Origin of the sequence: Streptacidiphilus fuscans (genome assembly GCF_015690355.1) — a bacterium.
In the GTDB taxonomy this organism is placed as follows: Bacteria; Actinomycetota; Actinomycetes; order Streptomycetales; family Streptomycetaceae; genus Streptacidiphilus; species Streptacidiphilus fuscans.
Map to the genome: position 1 here is coordinate 74066 of NZ_JADPRT010000008.1, position 20125 is coordinate 94190.

At 71.3% G+C, this 20125-nt stretch carries 15 protein-coding genes, 3 tRNA genes and 1 pseudogene; 3 read left to right on the forward strand and 16 right to left on the reverse strand.

What is annotated here, in order from left to right; genetic code table 11:
- Window positions 1–33: 33 nt before the first annotated feature.
- On the reverse strand, window positions 34–1908 hold the full coding sequence (gene lepA, locus I2501_RS20040; protein WP_196195506.1) for a translation elongation factor 4: 1875 nt from the start codon (window positions 1906–1908) through the stop codon (window positions 34–36).
- 101 nt (window positions 1909–2009) lie between these two features.
- Here lepA and I2501_RS20045 point away from each other — a divergent pair, with 101 nt between their 5' ends.
- Window positions 2010–2309, forward strand: coding sequence for an antibiotic biosynthesis monooxygenase family protein (locus I2501_RS20045; protein WP_196195507.1), 300 nt, complete (start codon window positions 2010–2012; stop codon window positions 2307–2309).
- Between the two features lie 159 nt (window positions 2310–2468).
- On the forward strand, window positions 2469–2735 hold the full coding sequence (gene rpsT / locus I2501_RS20050) for a 30S ribosomal protein S20 (RefSeq protein ID WP_196195508.1): 267 nt from the start codon (window positions 2469–2471) through the stop codon (window positions 2733–2735).
- 237 nt (window positions 2736–2972) lie between these two features.
- Here rpsT and holA read toward each other — a convergent pair whose 3' ends face one another.
- The 9 genes from holA to I2501_RS20095 form a co-directional block, all read right to left on the reverse strand.
- The gene (gene holA / locus I2501_RS20055; protein WP_196195509.1) at window positions 2973–3962 is read right to left on the reverse strand and encodes a DNA polymerase III subunit delta; all 990 of its coding nucleotides are present in this window, start codon (window positions 3960–3962) and stop codon (window positions 2973–2975) included.
- 66 nt (window positions 3963–4028) lie between these two features.
- On the reverse strand, window positions 4029–4316 hold the full coding sequence (locus I2501_RS20060) for a hypothetical protein (RefSeq protein WP_408022761.1): 288 nt from the start codon (window positions 4314–4316) through the stop codon (window positions 4029–4031).
- Between the two features lie 13 nt (window positions 4317–4329).
- Window positions 4330–6777, reverse strand: a complete 2448-nt coding sequence (locus I2501_RS20065; protein ID WP_196195511.1) for a ComEC/Rec2 family competence protein — start codon at window positions 6775–6777, stop codon at window positions 4330–4332.
- Entirely contained in the window at window positions 6774–7712 is a 939-nt protein-coding gene (locus I2501_RS20070) for a ComEA family DNA-binding protein (RefSeq protein WP_196195512.1), read from the reverse strand. The genes I2501_RS20065 and I2501_RS20070 overlap by 4 nt, the downstream gene beginning before the upstream one ends.
- Before the next feature lie 128 nt (window positions 7713–7840).
- A complete protein-coding gene (locus I2501_RS20075) occupies window positions 7841–8185 on the reverse strand; it encodes a hypothetical protein (RefSeq protein WP_196195513.1) in 345 nt (114 codons plus the stop codon).
- 95 nt (window positions 8186–8280) lie between these two features.
- Complete coding sequence (locus tag I2501_RS20080) at window positions 8281–9120, reverse strand: DegV family protein (RefSeq protein ID WP_196195514.1); 840 nt, start codon at window positions 9118–9120, stop codon at window positions 8281–8283.
- Window positions 9121–9268: 148 nt separating this feature from the next.
- Window positions 9269–12193 carry a leucine--tRNA ligase gene (leuS, locus tag I2501_RS20085; RefSeq protein WP_196195515.1) on the reverse strand — a complete coding sequence of 975 codons (2925 nt, stop codon included), beginning with the start codon at window positions 12191–12193 and terminating at the stop codon, window positions 9269–9271.
- A gap of 277 nt (window positions 12194–12470) precedes the next feature.
- Window positions 12471–14429 (reverse strand): S53 family peptidase, encoded by a 1959-nt coding sequence (locus I2501_RS20090; protein ID WP_196195516.1) that lies wholly within the window; start codon window positions 14427–14429, stop codon window positions 12471–12473.
- A gap of 240 nt (window positions 14430–14669) precedes the next feature.
- A tRNA-Ala gene (locus tag I2501_RS20095) sits at window positions 14670–14742 on the reverse strand.
- Between the two features lie 128 nt (window positions 14743–14870).
- Here I2501_RS20095 and I2501_RS20100 point away from each other — a divergent pair.
- The gene (locus tag I2501_RS20100; protein WP_196195517.1) at window positions 14871–15737 is read left to right on the forward strand and encodes a helix-turn-helix transcriptional regulator; all 867 of its coding nucleotides are present in this window, start codon (window positions 14871–14873) and stop codon (window positions 15735–15737) included.
- A 59-nt stretch (window positions 15738–15796) separates the two neighbouring features.
- Here I2501_RS20100 and I2501_RS20105 read toward each other — a convergent pair.
- The 6 genes and pseudogenes from I2501_RS20105 to nadD all read right to left on the reverse strand — a co-directional run.
- Window positions 15797–15869, reverse strand: a tRNA-Ala gene (locus I2501_RS20105).
- 33 nt (window positions 15870–15902) lie between these two features.
- Window positions 15903–15975, reverse strand: a tRNA-Ala gene (locus tag I2501_RS20110).
- Window positions 15976–16090: 115 nt separating this feature from the next.
- A complete protein-coding gene (locus I2501_RS20115) occupies window positions 16091–16738 on the reverse strand; it encodes a histidine phosphatase family protein (protein WP_196195724.1) in 648 nt (215 codons plus the stop codon).
- Entirely contained in the window at window positions 16735–17211 is a 477-nt protein-coding gene (gene rsfS / locus I2501_RS20120) for a ribosome silencing factor (RefSeq protein WP_196195518.1), read from the reverse strand. The genes I2501_RS20115 and rsfS overlap by 4 nt, the downstream gene beginning before the upstream one ends.
- A 174-nt stretch (window positions 17212–17385) precedes the next feature.
- Window positions 17386–19260 (reverse strand): LCP family protein, encoded by a 1875-nt coding sequence (locus I2501_RS40650; protein WP_196195519.1) that lies wholly within the window; start codon window positions 19258–19260, stop codon window positions 17386–17388.
- A gap of 134 nt (window positions 19261–19394) precedes the next feature.
- A pseudogene (gene nadD, locus I2501_RS20130) lies at window positions 19395–20009 on the reverse strand (nicotinate-nucleotide adenylyltransferase); the annotation flags it as partial.
- Window positions 20010–20125: the final 116 nt, after the last annotated feature.

The window sequence follows — 20125 nt, forward strand, 5'->3', positions numbered from 1 at the left end:
GTCTCACCAAGGGTTCGGCCCGAACCCTCAGGGCTACTTCTTCTTCTCGACGGCGGCAGCGCTGTCGTCGGTGGACAGCGCGGCGATGAAGGCCTCCTGCGGGACCTCCACGCGGCCGACCATCTTCATACGCTTCTTGCCTTCCTTCTGCTTCTCCAGCAGCTTCCGCTTACGGGAGATGTCACCGCCGTAGCACTTGGCGAGGACGTCCTTGCGCATGGCGCGGACGGTCTCACGGGCGATGACGCGCGAGCCGATGGCGGCCTGGATCGGCACCTCGAACTGCTGACGCGGGATCAGCTTCTGCAGCTTGCCGGCCATCATCACGCCGTAGCTGTACGCCTTGTCGCGGTGGACGATCGCGGAGAACGCGTCGACCTGCTCGCCCTGGAGGAGGATGTCCACGCGGACCAGGTTGGCGCTCTGCTCGCCGATGGGCTCGTAGTCCAGCGAGGCGTAACCTCGGGTCTTGGACTTCAGCTGGTCGAAGAAGTCGAAGACGATCTCCGCGAGCGGCAGGTTGTAGCGGATCTCGACGCGGTCCTCGGAGAGGTAGTCCATGCCCTGGAGCACACCGCGCCGGGCCTGGCAGAGCTCCATGATGGCGCCGACGAACTCGTTGGGCGCGAGGATCGTGCCGCGCACGATCGGCTCGTGGACCTCGGCGATCTTGCCGCTGGGAAACTCGCTCGGGTTGGTGACCGTGTGCTCGGAGCCGTCCTCCATGACGACCCGGTAGACCACGTTCGGGGCGGTGGAGATCAGGTCGAGGTTGAACTCGCGCTCCAGGCGCTCCCGGATGATCTCCAGGTGGAGCAGGCCGAGGAAGCCGCAGCGGTAGCCGAAGCCGAGCGCCACCGAGGTCTCCGGCTCGTAGACGAGAGCGGCGTCGTTGAGGCGCAGCTTGTCGAGGGCGTCGCGCAGCAGCGGGTAGTCCGAGCCGTCCAGCGGGTAGAGGCCCGAGAAGACCATCGGCTTCGGGTCCTTGTAGCCGCCGAGCGCCTCGGTGGCGCCCTTGTGCATCGAGGTGATGGTGTCACCGACGCGTGACTGGCGGACGTCCTTCACGCCGGTGATCAGGTAGCCCACCTCGCCGACGCCGAGACCCTGGGACGGGATCGGCTCGGGCGAGATGACGCCGATCTCCAGCAGCTCGTGCGTCGCGCCGGTCGACATCATCTGGATGCGCTCGCGCTTGTTGAGCTGGCCGTCGACCACACGGACGTAGGTGACCACGCCGCGGTACGCGTCGTAGACCGAGTCGAAGATCATCGCGCGGGCGGGGGCGTCCTTGACGCCGACCGGGGCCGGGATCTTCTCCACGACCGCGTCCAGGATGTCCTCGACGCCCAGACCGGTCTTGGCACTGGCCCGCAGCACGTCGGTCGGCTCGCAGCCGATGATGTGGGCGATCTCGTCCGCGTACTTCTCCGGCTGGGCGGCCGGGAGGTCGATCTTGTTCAGCACCGGGATGATGGTGAGGTCGTTCTCCAGCGCCAGGTAGAGGTTGGCGAGGGTCTGCGCCTCGATGCCCTGCGCGGCGTCGACCACGAGGAGGGTGCCCTCGCAGGCCGCCAGCGAGCGGGAGACCTCGTAGGTGAAGTCGACGTGACCCGGCGTGTCGATCATGTTGAGGATGTGCGTGGTCCCGGCGTCGGCACCCGTGCGCGGGGCCCAGGGAAGCCGGACCGCCTGCGACTTGATGGTGATGCCGCGCTCACGCTCGATGTCCATCCGGTCCAGGTACTGCGCCCGCATCTGGCGCGGGTCGACCACGCCGGTGATCTGCAGCATCCGGTCGGCAAGGGTCGACTTGCCGTGGTCGATGTGGGCGATGATGCAGAAGTTGCGGATCAGCGCCGGATCGGTGTTGCTCGGCTGCGGAACGTTGGACGGAATGGCGGACACTAAGGATCCAGTTCTTCTGATCGGCCGGGACAGGAGCTCTTCGTTCTTCGTTTTTCCCACCCATCGTCCCATGGCGCGACCGTGCGGCAGAATCCTGGGCCATGATCATGGAATCCGCACTGCTCGACGTCCGCCCCGGCCAGGAGGACGCGTTCCTCGCCTCGTTCGCCGAGGCCCGGCCGCTCATCGCGGTACAGCCCGGATTCCGGTCCCTGGAGCTGCGCCGCTGCGTGGACGAGGGGCGGGAGTCGCGCTTCCTGCTGCTGGTGGAGTGGGAGCGGCTGGAGGATCACACGGAGGGATTCCGCCGGTCGGCCGAGTACGAGCGGTGGCGTGCGCTGCTGCACCCCTACTACGACCCTTTCCCGCTGGTCGAGCACTTCGGCGAGTCGCTCGTCTGAGCGAGCTCTGGGCGAGTACTGGGCGAGTACTGAGCGGGTTTCGGAGGGCATGAGCAGCGCTGGTATAGTTGGCCACCGTGTCTGTGCTGTGCCATGCCCTCTAACCTGGCCCGGCCCGGACACAGTCCCAGAAGAATCAACTCAGACTGAGGCTCATTCGTGGCGAACATCAAGTCCCAGATCAAGCGCATCAAGACCAACGAGAAGGCTCGTCAGCGCAACAAGGCTGTCAAGTCCTCGCTGAAGACCGCCATCCGCAAGACCCGTGAGGCTGTGGAGGCCGGCGACTTCGCGAAGGCCGACGAGCTGGCCCGTGTCGCGTCCCGTGAGCTGGACAAGGCCGTCAGCAAGGGCGTCATCCACAAGAACCAGGCCGCGAACAAGAAGTCCGCGCTGGCCACCAAGGTTGACGCGCTCAAGGCCTGAGCTCCTTGATCCACCGCCCGACCGGACCGCGTTCCCTCTCAAACGCGCCGGACGGGCCGCACAACCAGCAGCCCACGCGGCCTGCGTTCGCCACGCGGGTGGGCTGCAGTAGCTGAAGCTGACGGAAGGGCCCCGTGATCCACTCGGATCACGGGGCCCTTCTGGTTTTTCGCTCTGGGTTTCCGCTCCGCGTTTGGTTTTCCGCTCCGCGTGCTCCGCGTTCCCCCGGGCGTCCCGCTACCGGCCCTGCGTGGAGCGGGCGGCGCGGGAGACAGCGACGACGCACTGCTCCAGCGCGTACGCGGGGTCGCCGGAGCCGCCCTTGACGGCGGCGTCGGCCTCGGCGATGGCGCGCAGGGCGGCGGCGACGCCGTCGCCGCTCCAGCCGCGGACCTGCTGGCGGACCCGGTCGACCTTCCAGGGCGGCATGCCGAGCTCGCGGGCGAGGTCGGCCGGGCGCAGCGAGCGGTCGGCGGTGGCCACGCGGCCGATGGCCCGGACACCGGAGGCGAGCGCGAAGACGATGCCGGTGGGCTTCTCCCCCACCGCCAGCGCCCAGCGGAGCTGGCCCAGCGCGTCGGCGGTGCGTCCGGCGACGGCCAGGTCGGCGACCTGGAAGCCGGTCGACTCGGCGCGGCCGGTGTAGTAGCGGGCGACGACGGTCTCGTCGATGGTGCCCTCGGTGTCGGCGGCCAGCTGGCTGCAGGCCGAAGCGAGCTCGCGCAGGTCGCCGCCGACGGCGTCGAGCAGGGCCCGGCAGGCGTCCTCGCTGGCGGACCGGCCCGCGGCCCGGAACTCGGCGCGGACGAAGGCGAGCTTCTCGGTGGGCTTGGTCAGCTTGGCGCAGACCACCTCGCGAGCCCCGGCCTTCTTGCCGGCGTCGAGCAGCCCCTTGCCCTTGGCGCCGCCCGCGTGGACCAGCACCATCATCACGTCGGGGGCCGGGTCGTCGAGGTAGGCCTTGATCTCCTTGACCACGTCGGCGCCGACGTCCTGGGCGGCGCGGACGACGATGACCTTGCGCTCGGAGAAGAGCGACGGGCTCGTCAGCTCGCTGAGCATGCCGGGCTGAAGCGCGCCGGGCACGAGATCCCGCACGTCGGTGTCCGCGTCGGCGGCCCGCGCGGCGGCGACGGTCTCCGCCACGGCACGGTCGAGCAGCAGCTCCTCCTGACCGACGATCAACGTCAGCGGGGAGAGGAGGTCTTCGGTGGGTTTCCTGGCCATCGCACCCCACCCTATCCGGGGCCACCGACAGTCCGGCCCCATGCGGGGTTCAACGCCCCGGCCGCTTCAGCTCTCCAGCCACCCGTCGTGGTCGGCAGCGAGGGCGTCGAGCGCGGCCGGGGTCAGCCCAGCAGGGAGCGGCGGCGTGAGCACGACCAGCCACTGGGCGTCCTCGGCGTCGTCCTCGCCCGCGAGCGCGTCGCGGTGCAGCTCCGGCTCGGGCAGACCGGGGTGCTCGGCGGTGAGCTTCTCCGCGAGCTCCTCGGCGGCTTCGCGGTCGGGCAGCACCAGCACGTAGTGGTCAGGCTGGTCGGGCTGGTCGTTCGTCGGGGTCACGGGGTCATTCTCCGGTATCACCGGCACCCGCCTACTCCTTCCGAACGGCGACGGCGAGCTGGCCGGAGGAGTCGAGGACGGCGAGGTCGCCGGAGACGTCGGTGCGCAGCACGGTCGCGCCGAAGGCGTGGAGCAGGTGGAGGGTGCTCGGGGCCGGGTGGCCGTAGGTGTTGTCGGCGCCGACGGAGATCAGGGCGAGGCGCGGATGGAGGGCGGCCAGCAGCGCCGGATCCTGCTTGGCCGAGCCGTGGTGGGCCACCTTGAGCACGTCGACGCCGCGCAGCTGCGGGTAGGCGGACAGGTCCGCGAGCAGGAGCTGTTGGGCGGGCGGTTCGAGGTCGCCGAGCAGGGCGATCCGCAGCGGCGGCAGGTGGGAGCCGGGGTCGCCGAGCGCGAGGGTGACCAGGAGGGCGACGGACGCGTTGTTGGGCCCGTGCGGCGGAAGCCGGCCGGCTTCGGGCCAGAGGACCTGCCAGCTGAGCCGCCCCAGGCTCCGACTCTCCCCGCGTGAGGCGTGCAGCACCGGGACGCCGTTGGCCGCCGCCCAGCGCCGGACGCGGGCGTACTCGGCGGGCGGGTCGTCGACCGTCGTGGTCTCGATCGCGCCGACCCGCCGGTCCCGCAGCACACCGGGCAGGCCCTCGACGTGGTCGGCGTGATCGTGCGTCAGGATCACCAGGGAGAGCGTGGTGACATCGAGAGAGCGCAGGCAGGCGTCGACGGCGTGGGGGTCGGGACCGGCGTCGACGAGCAGCGCGGTCGACGGCTCCTCTCCCGACGAGAGGACCAGAGCGTCTCCCTGACCGACGTCGCAGGCGACCAGCCGCCAGCCCTCCGGCGGCCAGCCGGTGGCGAAGCGGGTCAGCGGCGCGGGCCGGAGCAACGCGAGCACCAGCGCCAGTGCGAGCACGCCGGCGACCACCGGATGCCGGAGCACGGTCGCGGCGGCCACCAGCGCGCAGGTGACGCCGACCAGCAGCATCGCGCCCCACCAACCGCCGGGCCAGGCGATCTCCGCGCCGGGCAGCGAGGCCCCGAAGCGGGCCAGCGCGATGAGCGCGGCGGCCGGGAGGCCGGCGACCCTGGCGATCCACTGGGCGAGAGTGAGCGAGACGGGGGCTGCCGCGAGGGCGGCGAAGCCCAGCACTGTGGCAGGCGCGACGCACAGCTCGGCCAGCAGGTTGCAGGGGATGGACACCAGGCTGATCCGTGCCGCGCGCAGGACCAGCAGCGGCCCGATCCAGGCCTGGACGGCGGCGGCCGCACCGAGGGGCTCGGCGAACCGCTCGGGCACGCCGTGCCGGTGGAACGCGGCGGTCCAGCGCGGGCCGACGGTGATCAGCCCGGCGGTGGCCAGCGCGGACAGGGCAAAGCCGTAGGAGAGGGCCAGCGCCGGATCCGCGAGGATCAGCAGCAGCGTGGCACCGGAAAGGGCGGGCAGCGGGGCCGCCCGGCGACCGGTGGCGAGGCCCAGCAGCATCACCAGGCCGGTGGCGGAGGCGCGCAGCACCGACGGCTCGGGGCGGCTGAGGACGACGAAGCCGCAGATGAGCAGCACCCCGCCGACCGCGCCGACGCGCAGCCGCAGGCCGAGTCGGGCGGCGAGCCCGCCACGCTCCGGCGTCCGGGCGCGGGAGGCGCGTCCGATCAGCAGCACCATCAGGATCGACAGGTTGGACCCGCTGACGGCGACCAGGTGGCCGAGGTCGGTGGCGGAGAAGACGTCGTCCAGGTCGGCGGTCATGGCGCTGGAGTCGCCGTCGACCAGGCCCGGCAGCAGCGCCCGTTCGTCCGGGTCCAGCGGGGCGACGGCGCGGCGCAGCCCGGCACGCAGTGATCCGGCGGCGCGCTCGACGGCGTTGGGCGGACCGAGCACGCGGGGCTGATCGGTCGTCAGCAACGTGGCGACCAGGTCGGGTGTGGCGTTCGGGCCGGGCGGCCGGGCGCGGGCGGTGACGGAGACCTCGGTGGACGGCAACAGACCGAGCCAGGCGCCGGCGTGCGGGCCGCGCACCACGACGGCGACGGGCGAGTGGGTGGACGTCCCGCCGACGCGGACGACGGCCGCCCGGAGCGCGGTGGAGCCGTCGTCGTCGCGGGTGTGCGGGTCGGTGTTGACCAGCAGCCGTACCTCGGCGGGGAGTCCGGTCCTGGCCAGCTCCGCGACCGGGCCCCGGTGCAGCGCCACCCCGGCGAGGCCGGTGCTGAGGCACGCGGCGGCAGCGCTGAGCAGCAGCGCCCCGGCGGAGCGCCAGCGCACCCGCCGCAGCAGCAGGGCCGCGCCGAAGGCGAACCCGCCCGCGCCGACGAACATCGCGTCGGTGTGGGAGCCGTGGAGGCAGAGCAGCAGGGCGGTCACCGCCCAGACGACGGCCGCGGGGCCGGTGAGCCGCAGGTCCAGCGGCGGCGCCTCGGCCTTCCCCGCCCCGCGCGCGGCCTTGCCGCTGGGAGCCTCGCCGCTCGGTGCCTTGCCGCTCATGGGCGGAGTTGCGAACGGAGGTCCTCCAGTCGGCGCGCGCCGAAACCGGGGACCTGGCGGAGCTGGTCGACGGACTGGAAGCCGTTGTGCTGCTCCCGGAACTGGATGATGCGCCCGGCCAGCACCGGGCCGACCCCGGGCAGCGCGTCGAGCTGGGCCTCGGTGGCCGAGTTGAGGCTGAGCGGGCCTGCGGCGCGCGCCGCCGCGGACCCGCCCTGACCGCCCTGACCGGCCGGAGCGCCCGAACCTCCCGGGCCGACGATGATCTCCTCACCGTCGTTGACCTTGCGGGCGAGGTTCAACCCCGTCAGATCCGTGCCGGGGAGCGGACCTCCGGCCGCGTTGATCGCGTCCTGGACCCGGGAGCCCGGAGGCAACGTGCGCAGGCCCGGAGAGCGGACCTTGCCGGAGACGTCGACGACCAGCTCGGCGATGGCCGTCGACGACGGCGCGGGCGAGGCGGGCAGTGCGGGTGGCACGGGCGCTCCCGCCGCCGGCGATCCCGTCGACGTCGGTGCCACCGCCACGGCCGTCCCCTCCACGGCCGGGGAGGGGACGGCGACCGGCTCCGGCCGCCCGGCCCAGAAGTGCTGCACGCCGTACCCGAGCGCGAGGACCAGCAGCACGGCCAGGCCGATGACGGCACGACGGTCCAGATCCCACCGCTCCTTGAGGGCGAGCGCGAAGGGAAGCCGGACCCGCGGTGGCGCGGGCACGCGCGAAGCGGTGGACGTGTGCGGAGCGGTGGACGTGTGCGGTGGTGACGGCGAGTGGGGCGGATCCGAGGTCGGCGGGCCCAGGGAGGGCCGAGGCAGGGGTGGACTGAGGGACGGGAGCGGCTGCTGCGGGCCGAAGAGGGTGTCGACGCGGTGGCGGACCAGCGCGGCCGTCTCCTCGCGACGGGCCCGGGCGGCGGGGGTGAGCAGGGTTCGCATGCCGCAGACGTTAGGAGGCGCGGCCCCCGTGCCGGGCACGCGAACTGACGGCCTGTGGACAACCCGGCCCTGTGGAAAACCCGCTCACCCGCAGGGGTGAAACGCCCCAGCACGAGCAGCTACAACGACTACAACGCGGCGTCCTCCGGCAGGAACTGGCAGGCGCAGTGGCGGCAGTAGAGCCGCCTCTCCCAGTCGGCGCGGATCCGCCTCGCTCCGTCCACGGCACGGGACACGACGAACCCGACCATCCCCGCGGTGAGCAGGAGCAGCATCCCGAGCACCGAGTTCCCCGACGCGAAGGCGAAGACGCCCAGCACCGCGACCGCGGCAGGACCGGCGTAGCCGACCGCGCGGGTGGGCGGCGGCGCGAGGGCCGCCTTGAGTTCGGCGTCCTGGGCCAGCGACCTCCAGAAGGCGTCGAGTTTGAAGACCTGTCCGGGAAGACCACACCGGGGGCAGGCGAAGGCCATGGTTCCTCCTTCTTCCTGCGAGGAGGTTGCCCACGGATGTGCCGCGAGATGCACGACTTGCGCAGCAGTTCAGCGCAGCGGTTCAGCGCAGCGGTTCAGCGCGGGGAGACGACCACGGCGAGCAGCCCGGGGCCGACGTGCGCGCCGATGACCGCGCCGACCTCCGAGACGGTCAGCTCGCCGAGGTGCGGGATCTGCTCGCGCAGCCGCTCCGCGAGCGCCTCGGCGCGGTCGGGGGCGGCGAGGTGATGGACCGCCAGGTCGACCTCAGCGGCGCCCGCGTGGGCGACGGCGAGCTCCTCCAGGCGGGCGATGGCGCGGCCCGCCGTGCGGACCTTCTCCAGCGGCTGGATCCGGCCGTCGGCCAGGTGCAGCAGCGGCTTGACGGCGAGTGCGGAGCCCAGCATCGCGCGGGCCGCGCCGATCCGGCCGCCGCGTCGCAGGTACTCCAGGGTGTCCACGTAGAAGAGGCCCGCCGTGCCCTTGGCGCGGGTGGTCGCGGCCTCGACCGCCTGGTCGGCGGTGCCGCCGGAGCGGGCGACCTCGGCCGCCGCGAGGACGCAGAAGCCGAGCGCCATCGCGACCATCCGCGTGTCCACCACGCGCACCGGAAGCGGGGCGTCCTCGGCGGCCAGCAGGGCCGCCTCGTAGGTGCCGGAGAACTCCGCCGACAGGTGCAGCGAGACGACCTCCGTCGCGCCGCGCTCGGCCGCCGCGCGGTAGGCCGCGGCGAACTCCTCGGGGTTGGGACGCGAGGTGGTGACCGGCCCCTTGGCGCGCAGCGCGGCGGCCACCTCACCGGGCGAGACCTCGGTGCCCTCGGCCAGGACCCGGTCGCCGATCACGACGCTGAGCGGGACGACGGAGATCCCGTAGCGGTCCACCGCGTCGGCCGGAAGGTACGCCGTGGAGTCGGTGAGGATCGCGAGGGACATGGCCTGGAGGTTACCCGCCGATAGACCGGAAGGGACAGGCGAACCTGCCCCTTCCGGACGGATATTTATCGTTTTCTCCGACCGGCTTGCGACGGTCGGACACGAGACCGAATCAGCCGACCGAGCCGACCGATTCGACTCAGCCGACTCAGATGACGATGTTGACCAGCTTCGGCGCGCGCACGATCACCTTGCGCACCTCCGCGCCGTCCAGAGCCGCGACGACGGCCGGATCGGCCAGCGCCAGCGCCTCCAGCTCGGCGTCGCCGATCGCCGGCGGGACCTCCAGGCGGGCCTTGACCTTGCCCTTGATCTGCACGACGCAGGTCACCGAGTCCTCGACCAGGTACGCCGGGTCGGCCTCGGGCAGCTGGGCGTGGACCAGCGAGTCCTCGTGGCCCAGCTTCTCCCACAGCTCCTCGGCAATGTGCGGGGCCAGCGGGGCGACCAGCAGCACCGCCTGCTCGGCCACGGCACGCGGCGTCGAGCCGCGCTTGACCAGGAAGTTGTTCAGCTCGGTGGCCTTGGCGACCGCCGTGTTGAAGCGCAGGTTGGCCATGTCGGTGCGGACGCCGTCGATCGCCTTGTTCAGCGCGCGCAGCGTCTCCTCGTCCGGCGTCTCGTCGGTGACGACGACCTCGCCGGTCTCCTCGTCGACGACGGTGCGCCACAGACGCTGCAGGAAGCGGAAGGAGCCGACCACGGCGCGGGTGTCCCAGGGACGCGAGACGTCCAGCGGGCCCATCGCCATCTCGTACAGGCGCAGGGTGTCGACGCTGTACTCGCCGGTGACCTCCTCCGGCGCGACGACGTTCTTCAGCGACTTGCCGATCTTGCCGATCTCGCGGCTGACCGGCTTGTCCTCGAAGTACCAGACGCCGTCCCGCTCCTCGACCTCGGCGGCCGGGACCGGGAAGCCGCGCTCATCGCGGTAGACGTAGGCCTGGATCATGCCCTGGTTGAACAGCTTGTGGAACGGCTCGCAGGAGCTGACGTGGCCCAGGTCGAACAGCACCTTGTGCCAGAAGCGCGCGTACAGCAGGTGCAGCACGGCGTGCTCGGCGCCGCCGACGTACAGGTCGACGCCGCCGGCCTTCTTGGCCTCGGTCGGGCCCATCCAGTAGGCCTCGTTGACCGGGTTGACGACCTCGGTGTCGTCCTCCGGGTCGACGTAGCGCAGCTCGTACCAGCACGAACCTGCCCAGTTGGGCATGGTGTTGGTCTCGCGGCGGTACTGCTTCGGCCCGTCGCCCAGGTCCAGGGTGACGTTGACCCAGTCCTCGGCGCGCGACAGCGGCGTCTCCGGCTGGGTGTCGGCGTCGTCCGCGTCGAAGGTGCGCGGCGAGTAGTCCTCGATCTCGGGCAGCTCGACCGGCAGCATCGACTGCGGCAGCGGGTGCGCGACTCCGTCCTCGTCGTAGACGATCGGGAACGGCTCGCCCCAGTACCGCTGACGGCTGAACAGCCAGTCGCGCAGCTTGTAGTTGACGGTGCCCTCGCCGATGCCCTGGGAGGACAGCCAGTCGGTGATGGCCTTCTTGGCGTCGACGACGCCCAGACCGTCCAGCGAGACGAAGTCGTTCTTCGAGTTGACGATGGCGGCGTCGTACGAGTCGAACGAGTCGTCCCACGTCGACGGGTCGGCGTCGCGGCCGTCGGAGGGCTGCACGACGCAGCGCATCGGCAGCTGGAACGCGCGGGCGAAGGCGAAGTCGCGGCTGTCGTGCGCCGGGACGGCCATGATCGCGCCGGTGCCGTAGCCCATCAGCACGTAGTCGGCGATGAAGACCGGCACCTGCTCGCCGCTGACCGGGTTGACCGCGTAGGCGCCGGTGAAGACACCGGTCTTGACCTTGGCGTCGGCCTGGCGCTCGACGTCGGACTTGGCGGCGGCGGTACGGCGGTAGGCGGCCACGGCCTCGGCGGGCGTGGCGTAGCCGCCGGTCCACTCCTTCGGCAGCTCACCCGACGCGGGCGTCGGCCAGGCGGCCGGGACGATCGACTCGACCAGCTCGTGCTCGGGCGCCAGCACCATGTAGGTGGCGCCGAACAGGGTGTCAGGACGGGTGGTGAAGACGGTGATCGCCGCCTCACCGGCACCGGCCGCGCCCGCACCGGCCTCGGTGGTGTGGACCTTGAAGTCGACCTTGGCGCCCTCGGAGCGGCCGATCCAGTTGCGCTGCTGCAGCTTGATGGCCTCGGGCCAGTCCAGCAGGTCCAGGTCGACGATCAGACGGTCCGCGTAGGCGGTGATCCGCATCATCCACTGACGCAGGTTGGCCTTGAAGACGGGGAAGTTGCCGCGCTCGGAGCGACCGTCGGCGGTGACCTCCTCGTTGGCCAGCACGGTGCCCAGACCCGGGCACCAGTTGACCGGCGCCTGCTTGATGTAGGCCAGGCGGTACTCGCTCAGCACCTCGTCCCGGTCGGCCGGGGTCAGCGCGGACCACGCGCGGCCGTCGGGGGTCGCCTTGGCGCCGGAGGCGAACCGCTCGACCAGCTCGGTGATCGGGCGCGCCTTGGCGGCCTCGGGGTCGTACCAGGAGTTGAAGATCTGCAGGAAGATCCACTGGGTCCACTTGTAGTACGACGGGTCGATCGTGGAGATCGAGCGCCGCAGGTCGTGGCCCAGGCCCAGGCTGCGCAGCTGCTCCCGGTACTTGGCGATGTTCGCCTCGGTGGTCACCCGCGGGTGGGTGCCGGTCTGCACCGCGTACTGCTCGGCCGGCAGGCCGAAGGCGTCGAAGCCCATGGTGTGCAGCACGTTGTGACCGGTCATCCGCAGGTGGCGGGCGTAGACGTCGGTGGCGATGTACCCCAGCGGGTGGCCGACGTGCAGACCCGCGCCCGAGGGGTACGGGAACATGTCCATGATGAACGCGTGCGGTCGCTCGGCGCTGTCGCCGCCGACGGCGTCACTGGCAGACGTGGCCAGCGGTCCGACCGGGTTCGGGGCGGCGAAGACGCCGTCCTTCTCCCAGCGGTCCTGCCAGCGGGTCTCGATCTGCGCCGCCAGGGCGTGGGTGTACCGGTACGGAGCGGCGGCTGCCGCCTCGGGGGTGCTCTCGCTCATCGTCCTCAGACTCCAGGGGTGCCAGCTCGGAAAGAAGGATTTAGCCGGAAAACGAAAAAACCCCTCGTCCATGAGGGGTCGCCACGCTGACTCCGGCCGTCTCTTCGTCCCGGCCGGTCCTTGTCAGCGCGGCCGGCTAAGGAGCAGGCGCGCGGTTCGCATGGCGCTAAGGGTAGCAGGGAGCAAGTTTGCTCCCGCGTGCAGTTGCAACACCCAGGGGCGCGGGGCTCTGCCGATCTGCGGCTCCGCCGAGCCCCGCGCCCCTGAGGTGCTGCAACTAGCCCTTGGTGCCAAAAGAAGCCAAGTACTGCCCCGACGGCGAGCCGACGCCGGTGACCTCGTCGTAGCCCGACGTCGCGTGGAGCGACGAGTCGTGGCCCAGTGCGCGCAGGGACGTCACCGTGCCGTCCTTCGTGTCGACGCTGTCGCGGTAGTCGACGCGGACCTCGGCCAGTTGGACGTTCGAGCCTTGCGGGGTGTCGGTGACGTCGTGGAGCGCCGACGTGCCGTAGCGGGCGTAGATCGCCGGATCGGCGAAGCCGAGGGACTGGCCGGCGGCCTGCTCGGCGAGGGCCTGGATGCCCGCGAACAGCGGAGCGGCCAGGCTCGTGCCGCCGATGCGGTACTCGCTGTAGGCGGCCTTGCCGTTGGGGAAGGTCTGGGTCTGGCCGATCACGAAGCCGGTGTTGGGGTCGGCGTCCGCCGCGACGTCGGGGACGGTGCGGTAGCCGCCGGACAGGGCCGACGGGACCACGTTCTGCTGCCAGAACGGCTCGGCCGTGCGCGCGCTGACCCCGCCGCCACCGCCGGAGAGGAACGCGCCGGGCAGGTTCGCCCAGGACTTGCCGTTCGCGGAGAGCAGCGCCTTGTCGGTGCCCCAGCCGGTCTCGAACTCGTACTGACCCTTGGACCCGACGGCGAGCGAGGTCCCGCCCACGGCGGTGACCCACGGCAGCGATGCGGGGACGTCCGTCTGCTTGGTGCCGGTCGCGGCCTTCTCGTCGCCGTCGTCGCCGCTGGAGAAGTAGAAGCCGATGCCCTCGACCGCGCCGGTCATGAACAGCTGGTCGTAGACGGGGTCCTGGGAGGGGTCGCTGGCGTTCTCCGGCTCGCCCCAGGAGTCGCTGACGATGGTCGCCAGCCGGTTGTCGACGATCTTGTTCAGCGCGTCGACCAGGTCGTTGTCCTGGCAGGAGGCCGCGCCGACGTAGGTGATGCCGGCGGCGGGAGCCATCGCGTGCAGGGCCTCGACGTCGAGGGTCTGCTCGCCGTACCAACCGGAGGCGCCGCAGCCGTCGGGGGTCTTCGGGGTGTTGGGCTCGGTGTTCGTCCACGCCGTCGCGTCGTCGCGGACCAGTTGGCCCGTGGTGTAGGCGGCGTCGCCGTGCGCGGCCGCGTACCGGGAGGTGTCGGAGAGCAGCGTCGGGGAGTCGTAGGCGTCGACGACCGCGACGCGGACGCCCTTGCCGGTCAGCCCGCTGGCCGTGGCCCCGTAGGCGCTGCGCAGCTGGGTTCCGGTGTAACCCTTGACCACGTACGGCATGGTCCGCCCGTACGCCTTGGGGGTGCTGCTCGCCGGGTCCTGGCCGTAGTAGGAGGACATCGGCGGGGCGTTGACGAACGCGGTGGCCGGGCCGGGGAGGGTGTCGCGGCGGCCGTGCCGGACCTGGTGCGGGGAGGTGTCCAGGCCGGTGACGGCCAGGACGTCGCCCGCGACGTTCGCGGGGACGCTGGTCAGGCCGTCGGGGGCGGTCCAGACATGGCCCTGCTTGCGGTAGGCGTGCAGCCGGGCGCCGAAGGCCCGCAGCGCGGAGTCCGCATTGCCGTGGACGGTGAGGTAGTGGGAGTCGATCGCGACGATGCGGAAGCCCGCGCCGGTGAGCCACGCGGCGACCGCGTCGCGCTGGGCCTGGGTCGGCGCGTACCGCTGCTGGACCTGTTGCGGCGTCAGATAGTGCGCGTACAGGGCCGATCGGGGGTCGGACACCTGGCGGGCACGGGCGGCCAGCCCGGCGCTGTCGCGTCCGGCCAGGTAGACCCGGGCGGTGACCGCCGAGGAGGCGGGGACCCGGCCCTCGTCGTAGGCCTGAGCGGCGGTCCAGACGGGGGCGGAGCCGGGCAGCGGAATCCGCTCCGGGCGGGGCGAGTCCGCGGCGGCGCCCGCCGGAAGCGCGGCGGCTGTGACGCCCGCGCACACCAGGGCAGCCGTGACGGCCAGGAGCCTTGCACGTCGCATGGGACGAACACCTTCCTTGTCGTGCAGGTCCGACCCGGTGCGGACATGCGATCGACTGGAGGATGCGCTTTGTGAAGGGGCTCGCTGCAGCACTGCGGCTGATCGCGCCGATGATCGACTGATTATTCATCAGTTCGTGCTACTTGTCGGCCTGTCTGCACGGACGCCCGGGCCGGGCTGCCCGCAGACACGCAGAAGGGCCGACATCCGCACTGGATGTCGGCCCTTCGACCTTCTCTGTGGAGCTATGGGGAATTGAACCCCAGACCTCTTGCATGCCATGCAAGCGCTCTACCAACTGAGCTATAGCCCCGTGTTTCCGCCTCCCGGCGATGCGCCTACTGTACACGTTCGCAGACACCGCCCACCAATCCGTTTCCCGCGCGGAACAGCGGTCTGCGGCCGGCCCCGTTGTCAGTGCCGTCCGGCAGGATGGGGGGCATGACGAGCGTCTCAGTCGATCGCCGCGTGCAGCTCGCCGAGTTCCTCAAGGCCCGGCGGGCGCGGGTCACGCCCGCGCAGGTCGGGATGGCCCCCGGGCCGCAGGCGCGGCGGCGGACGCCGGGGCTGCGGCGCGAGGAGGTCGCGCAGCTCGCCGGGGTCGGGGTGACCTGGTACACGTGGCTGGAGCAGGGCCGGCCGATCAACGCCAGCGAGCAGGTGCTGGCGGCCGTCGCACGGACCCTCCAGCTGGACCTGGCCGAGCAGGCCCACCTCTTCCGGCTGGCCGGCCTGCGCCCGGCCGTGCCGGACTCGGCCGAGTGCGCCACCCAGCCCCAGGTGCAGGCGATCCTGGACGCGCTGGACCCGCTGCCCGCGGCGATCAGCAGCGCCCGCTACGACATCCTGCGCTGGAACGCCGGCTACGAGGCGATCTTCCCTGGCGCGACGCTGACCGACACCTACCGCCGCAACGCGCTCTGGGCCGCCGCCGTGGTTCCGGAGTGCTGCAGCGTCTTCGTCAACCGGGACGAGGAGCTGCCGCGCATGATCGCCGTGCTGCGCTCCGCCTACGGCGAGCACGTGGGCGAGCCGGAGTGGGAGCGGTTCATCGCCGACCTCACCGCCGCCAGCGCCGATTTCGCGCGGCTCTGGGCGCAGCAGGACGTCGCGTTGCAGTCGTCGCGGCTGAAGATATTCCGGCACCACGCCGTGGGCGAACTGCGGATGACCGCGACCAGCATGCAGGTGATCGGCATGCCCACGGCCCGGATGGTCGTCTACACGCCCAACGACGCGGAGACCGAGGAGCGGATCACCTTCCTCCAGTCCCACCCCGGCCTGGCGACGGTGGACCACACCCACTGACGACCGAGGGCGGAAACGCAGAACCGCCCCCGGCGGAGCCGGAGGCGGTTCTTTCACTGTGGAGCTATGGGGAATTGAACCCCAGACCTCTTGCATGCCATGCAAGCGCTCTACCAACTGAGCTATAGCCCCGTGCGGGTACTGCCGATATGTGGTTGTTTTGCGTGGAGCTATGGGGAATTGAACCCCAGACCTCTTGCATGCCATGCAAGCGCTCTACCAACTGAGCTATAGCCCCGCGTTCCGCAGGTCCCGTTTCCGTTCCCGCGAACGAAGAAGACTTTAGCGGTTGTGGGGCCGAACTGTGAAATCCGACCCCGCCCGCGACCTGCGACAGCGCCTCGGCGCGCGTCTCAGGTGTCGTCGCCGATGACCGGCTCGGGGAGGGTGCCCGCGTTGTGCTCCTCCAGGCGCCAGCCACGGTAGCCCGGACCCAGCACCGACCAGCAGCAGTTGGAGAGACCGCCCAGCGCCTCCCAACTGCTCGGCTCCAGGCCGATCATGCGGCCGATGGCCATCCGGATCGTGCCGCCGTGGCTGACCACGACGAGCGTGCCGTTGTCCGGCAGCCGCTCGACGGCGTCGGCGACCACCGGGACGGCACGGTCGGCGACCTCCGTGTGGAGTTCGCCACCACCGCGGCGGACCGGCTCGCCCTGCTTCCAGAGCCGGTACTCCTCGGCGTACTGCGCCCGGATCTCCTCGTTGGTCAGGCCCTGCCAGCTGCCCGCGTAGGTCTCCCGCAGCCCGGGGTCGTGCTTGACCCCGAGACCGGTGACCTCAGCCAGCTGCTGCGCTGTCGCGGCCGCCCGCTGGAGGTCGGAGGAGACGATGGCGTCCGGGTTCAGCGCGGCCAGCAGACGGGCGGCACGGCGTGCCTGGGACAGGCCGGTCTCCGTCAGCGGGATGTCGGTGCTGCCCTGGAAACGACCTTCGAGATTCCACGACGTCTGGCCGTGCCGCCAGAAGACGACACGGCGTCCGCCGTTCCGGCCGCTCAGCGCCGGACCTTCGCTGCCTCGGCGGCGAGCACCGCCTCGACGTGCGCGAACTCGCTCGGCTGCTCGACCGGGGCCTCGTCGGACTCCTCGGCGCGCTTGCGGCTGGCCTTGGCGTCCTCCGGCAGCTCCAGCTCGGGGCAGTCCTTCCACAGCCGCTCCAGGCTGTAGTAGGCGCGCTCCTCGGAGTGCTGGACGTGGACGACGATGTCCAGGTAGTCCAGGAGGATCCAGCGACCCTCGCGCTCGCCCTCGCGGCGGACGGGCTTGACCTGGTGTTCCTTGGCCAGTTTCTCCTCGATCTCGTCCGCGATGGCCTTGACCTGGCGGTCGTTGGGCGCGGAAGCGAGGACGAACGCGTCGGTGATGGCGAGGACCTCACTGACGTCGAAGGCGATGATGTTGTGGGCCAGCTTGTCGGCGGCGGCCTGGGCGGCCGTCTCGACGAGTTCGAGGGCCCGGTCAGTTGCGGTCACAAGGATCTCTCCGCTAGGGGACACGATCTGTCAAGGATCTCATGAACCGCGGACAGCCCGCGAAGGCGTTTGCTCACACCCCGGTCCCCACCGGGAGGAGTACCACCTTCGCGGGCATCCACGCGACCGTGGGCGGGCCGTCGACGCAGCGTCGACCGTGCCGACTTCGATCGGCTAGCTGCCGACCTTGTAGTCGTGGCCCAGCACCACCAGCAGGTCGACCGACTGGCTGCCGGGGGAGACCTTCTTGATCGCCGCATTGGACAGACCCAGGTAGTTGGCCAGGGTCTGTGCGTCCTTCAGGCGGGAGTCGTCGGTGTAGGTGATCTCCGAGCTGCTGCGCTCGGACTGCTTGCCGCCACCGGGAACCAGCGTGAAACCTCCGTTGGTGACCGCGGCTTCGGCGTTGGTCAGCGCCTTGGCGTTCCCCGAGGCGTCGACGATCTGCACCCGGGCCGCGACCTGCGCGCCGTTCTGGTTGTTGACCTTGCCCGCGAGCAGGCCGGACACCATGGACGCGGCGTCGCCGCCGAGCGTGCCGTTGCCCTGCACCGGCAGGGTCTCGGTGGAGTACGAGCCGGAGCGGGCGTCGGTGGAAAGACGGGCCAGCAGCGCGCCCAACTGGCTGTCGGAGAACGACGGGTCGGCGACCGCGCCCATCTCGTCGATCTTCGTCGCGGCCGCGGTCGGGTCGGTCGGCATCGCCTTGACGACGGCGGCCAGCACCTGGCCGAACCGGTCCAGCTGCGCCTGCGCCGGCTCGCCCTTGCCCTGGTAGGTGGCGTAGGCCATGGCCCCGGCACCGTTGAGGAGGTTCTGGCCGGGGGTGGCGACCTGCTTGCCGTTGACGGTGATCGGGACGTCGTTCTGCACCTGGACCCCGCCGACCAGGTCGACCAGGTTCTGCAGGAACGGCTCGTAGACGTCCCAGGTGCCGGAGACGTCGGTGCCGAGCAGCGCGTTGATCCCGGTGCGGGTGGCGTCGGTGCCCTGGCTGTCGACGGCCGTGGAGAGCGGCAGCAGCGTGCTGGACGACTCCTGCGGGATGCCGAGCGTGCCGGGCAGCAGCAGGGTCACGCCCTTGTCGGAGCTGGGCTCGGAGACCAGCAGGGCGCTGTAGACGTTCTTGTTCAGGTCGTGCAGGTGGACCGCGATGACCTCGCGCTGCGTGCTGGCGGCGACCGTGGTCGGCGCGGAGGAGAGGATCTTGCCGGTGGCCCACAGGTAGCCGACGCCGCCGACCGCGATCAGGGCCAGCGTGACCAGCAGCGCCAGTCCCCTGCTGCGCAGCTTGCGGCGCCGCTCGTCGCGGCGCTCGCCTCGGGTCTCGGAGAACTTGACCCAGTCGATGACGTCCTGGGACTCCTCCTCGGCCTCGTCGACGAAGGCGAAGGAGTCCTCGCTGTAGGCCTTGTCGTCGAGCGGCCCGGGAGCCTTGGGCGCGGCGGCGCCGGCGGTCTTGGGCGCGGCAGTCCCGGCGCTGCTCCGCGCGGCGGCGGGCTCGGTGACCCGGTACTGCTGCTCCGCGGTGTACTGCGGCTGCGTCGGCGCCTGCGGTGCGGCGGCCGGGGGCGCGAACGAGCCGGTGTCCGCCGGGCCGTAGTCCTGGTAGTAGTCCTGGCCCTGGTAGGCCTGCTGACCGTAGCCGTTCTGGTCGCCGCCGTAGCCGGGCTGGTCGTAGCCGCGCTGCTCGTAACCGGGCTGCTCGTAGCCGGGCTGGTCGTAACCCGGCTGCTGGTACGCCTGGCTGTAGCCGGTCTGCTGGTGGGCGGACTGCTCGTGGCCGCTCTGCTGGTAGCCACCCTGGCCGTAGTCGGCCTGCTCGTAGCCGGCCTGCCCGTAACCGCCCTGTTCGTGGCCCGGCTGCTGCTGGTAGGCCTGCCGGCTGCCGTACTGCTCCTGCGCAGGCCGCTGCTGCTGCGAAGGAAAGACCCACTCGCCCGTGTAGGGGTCCTGGTACCCCTGCTCGTAGGAGTTCTGCTGCGGCACGCCGCCGTAGAACTCCTGGCCCTGGTCCCCCGGTCCCCTGCGGTCTGCGGTTCCGGTCACGCCGCCCCTATCCCAGTTCCCTCGTTCGGCCCGGTCGGCACTGCGTTCCCCTTGCCGTTTCCGTGGTCGTTGCCCCGGTCGTTCTCCTCGCCGGTCTCCTGGTCGAGATCGTCGAGATCGTCGAGCAGGTCGGCGTAGAGACGGCGCTTGTCGATGTAGCGCACCACGCCGTCGGGGACGAGGTACCAGACCGGTTCGCCCCGGGCGACCCGCTTGCGGCAGTCGGTGGAGGAGATGGCCAGTGCCGGGACCTCCACCAGCGACACGCCGCCCTCGGGCAGACCGGGGTCCGTCAAAGTGTGCCCTGGCCGGGTCACTCCGATGAAGTGCGCCAGGTCGAAGAGTTCCTCGGCGTCCCGCCAGGAGAGGATCTGCTCCAGGGCGTCCGCGCCGGTGATGAAGAAGAGATCCGCGTCCGGGTGCTCACTCTGCAGCTCGCGCAGGGTGTCGATGGTGTACGTCGGCCCGCTGCGGTCGATGTCGATCCGGCTGACCGAGAACTGCGGGTTGGACGCCGTGGCGATGACCGTCATCAGATAGCGGTCCTCGGCTGCCGAGACCGGGCGGCCGGACTTCTGCCACGGCCTGCCGGTCGGCACGAACACGACCTCGTCCAGCTGGAACAGGCTCGCCACCTCACTCGCGGCGACGAGGTGGCCGTGGTGGATCGGGTCGAAGGTGCCGCCCATCACCCCGAGCCGCTTCTTCAGCGGCTCGGCACCGGCGGGAGCCTCGGCGTGCTCTCTCATAGGCGGTCACCCTACGCGATCCCGCCGGGCCACGACGCTGGGGTCGGTGGCCCGGCCCGGCGACCCCGACTGCGAGCCCAGGGCAGGCCCCTGACGCGGGTGAACGCGCCGTCAGG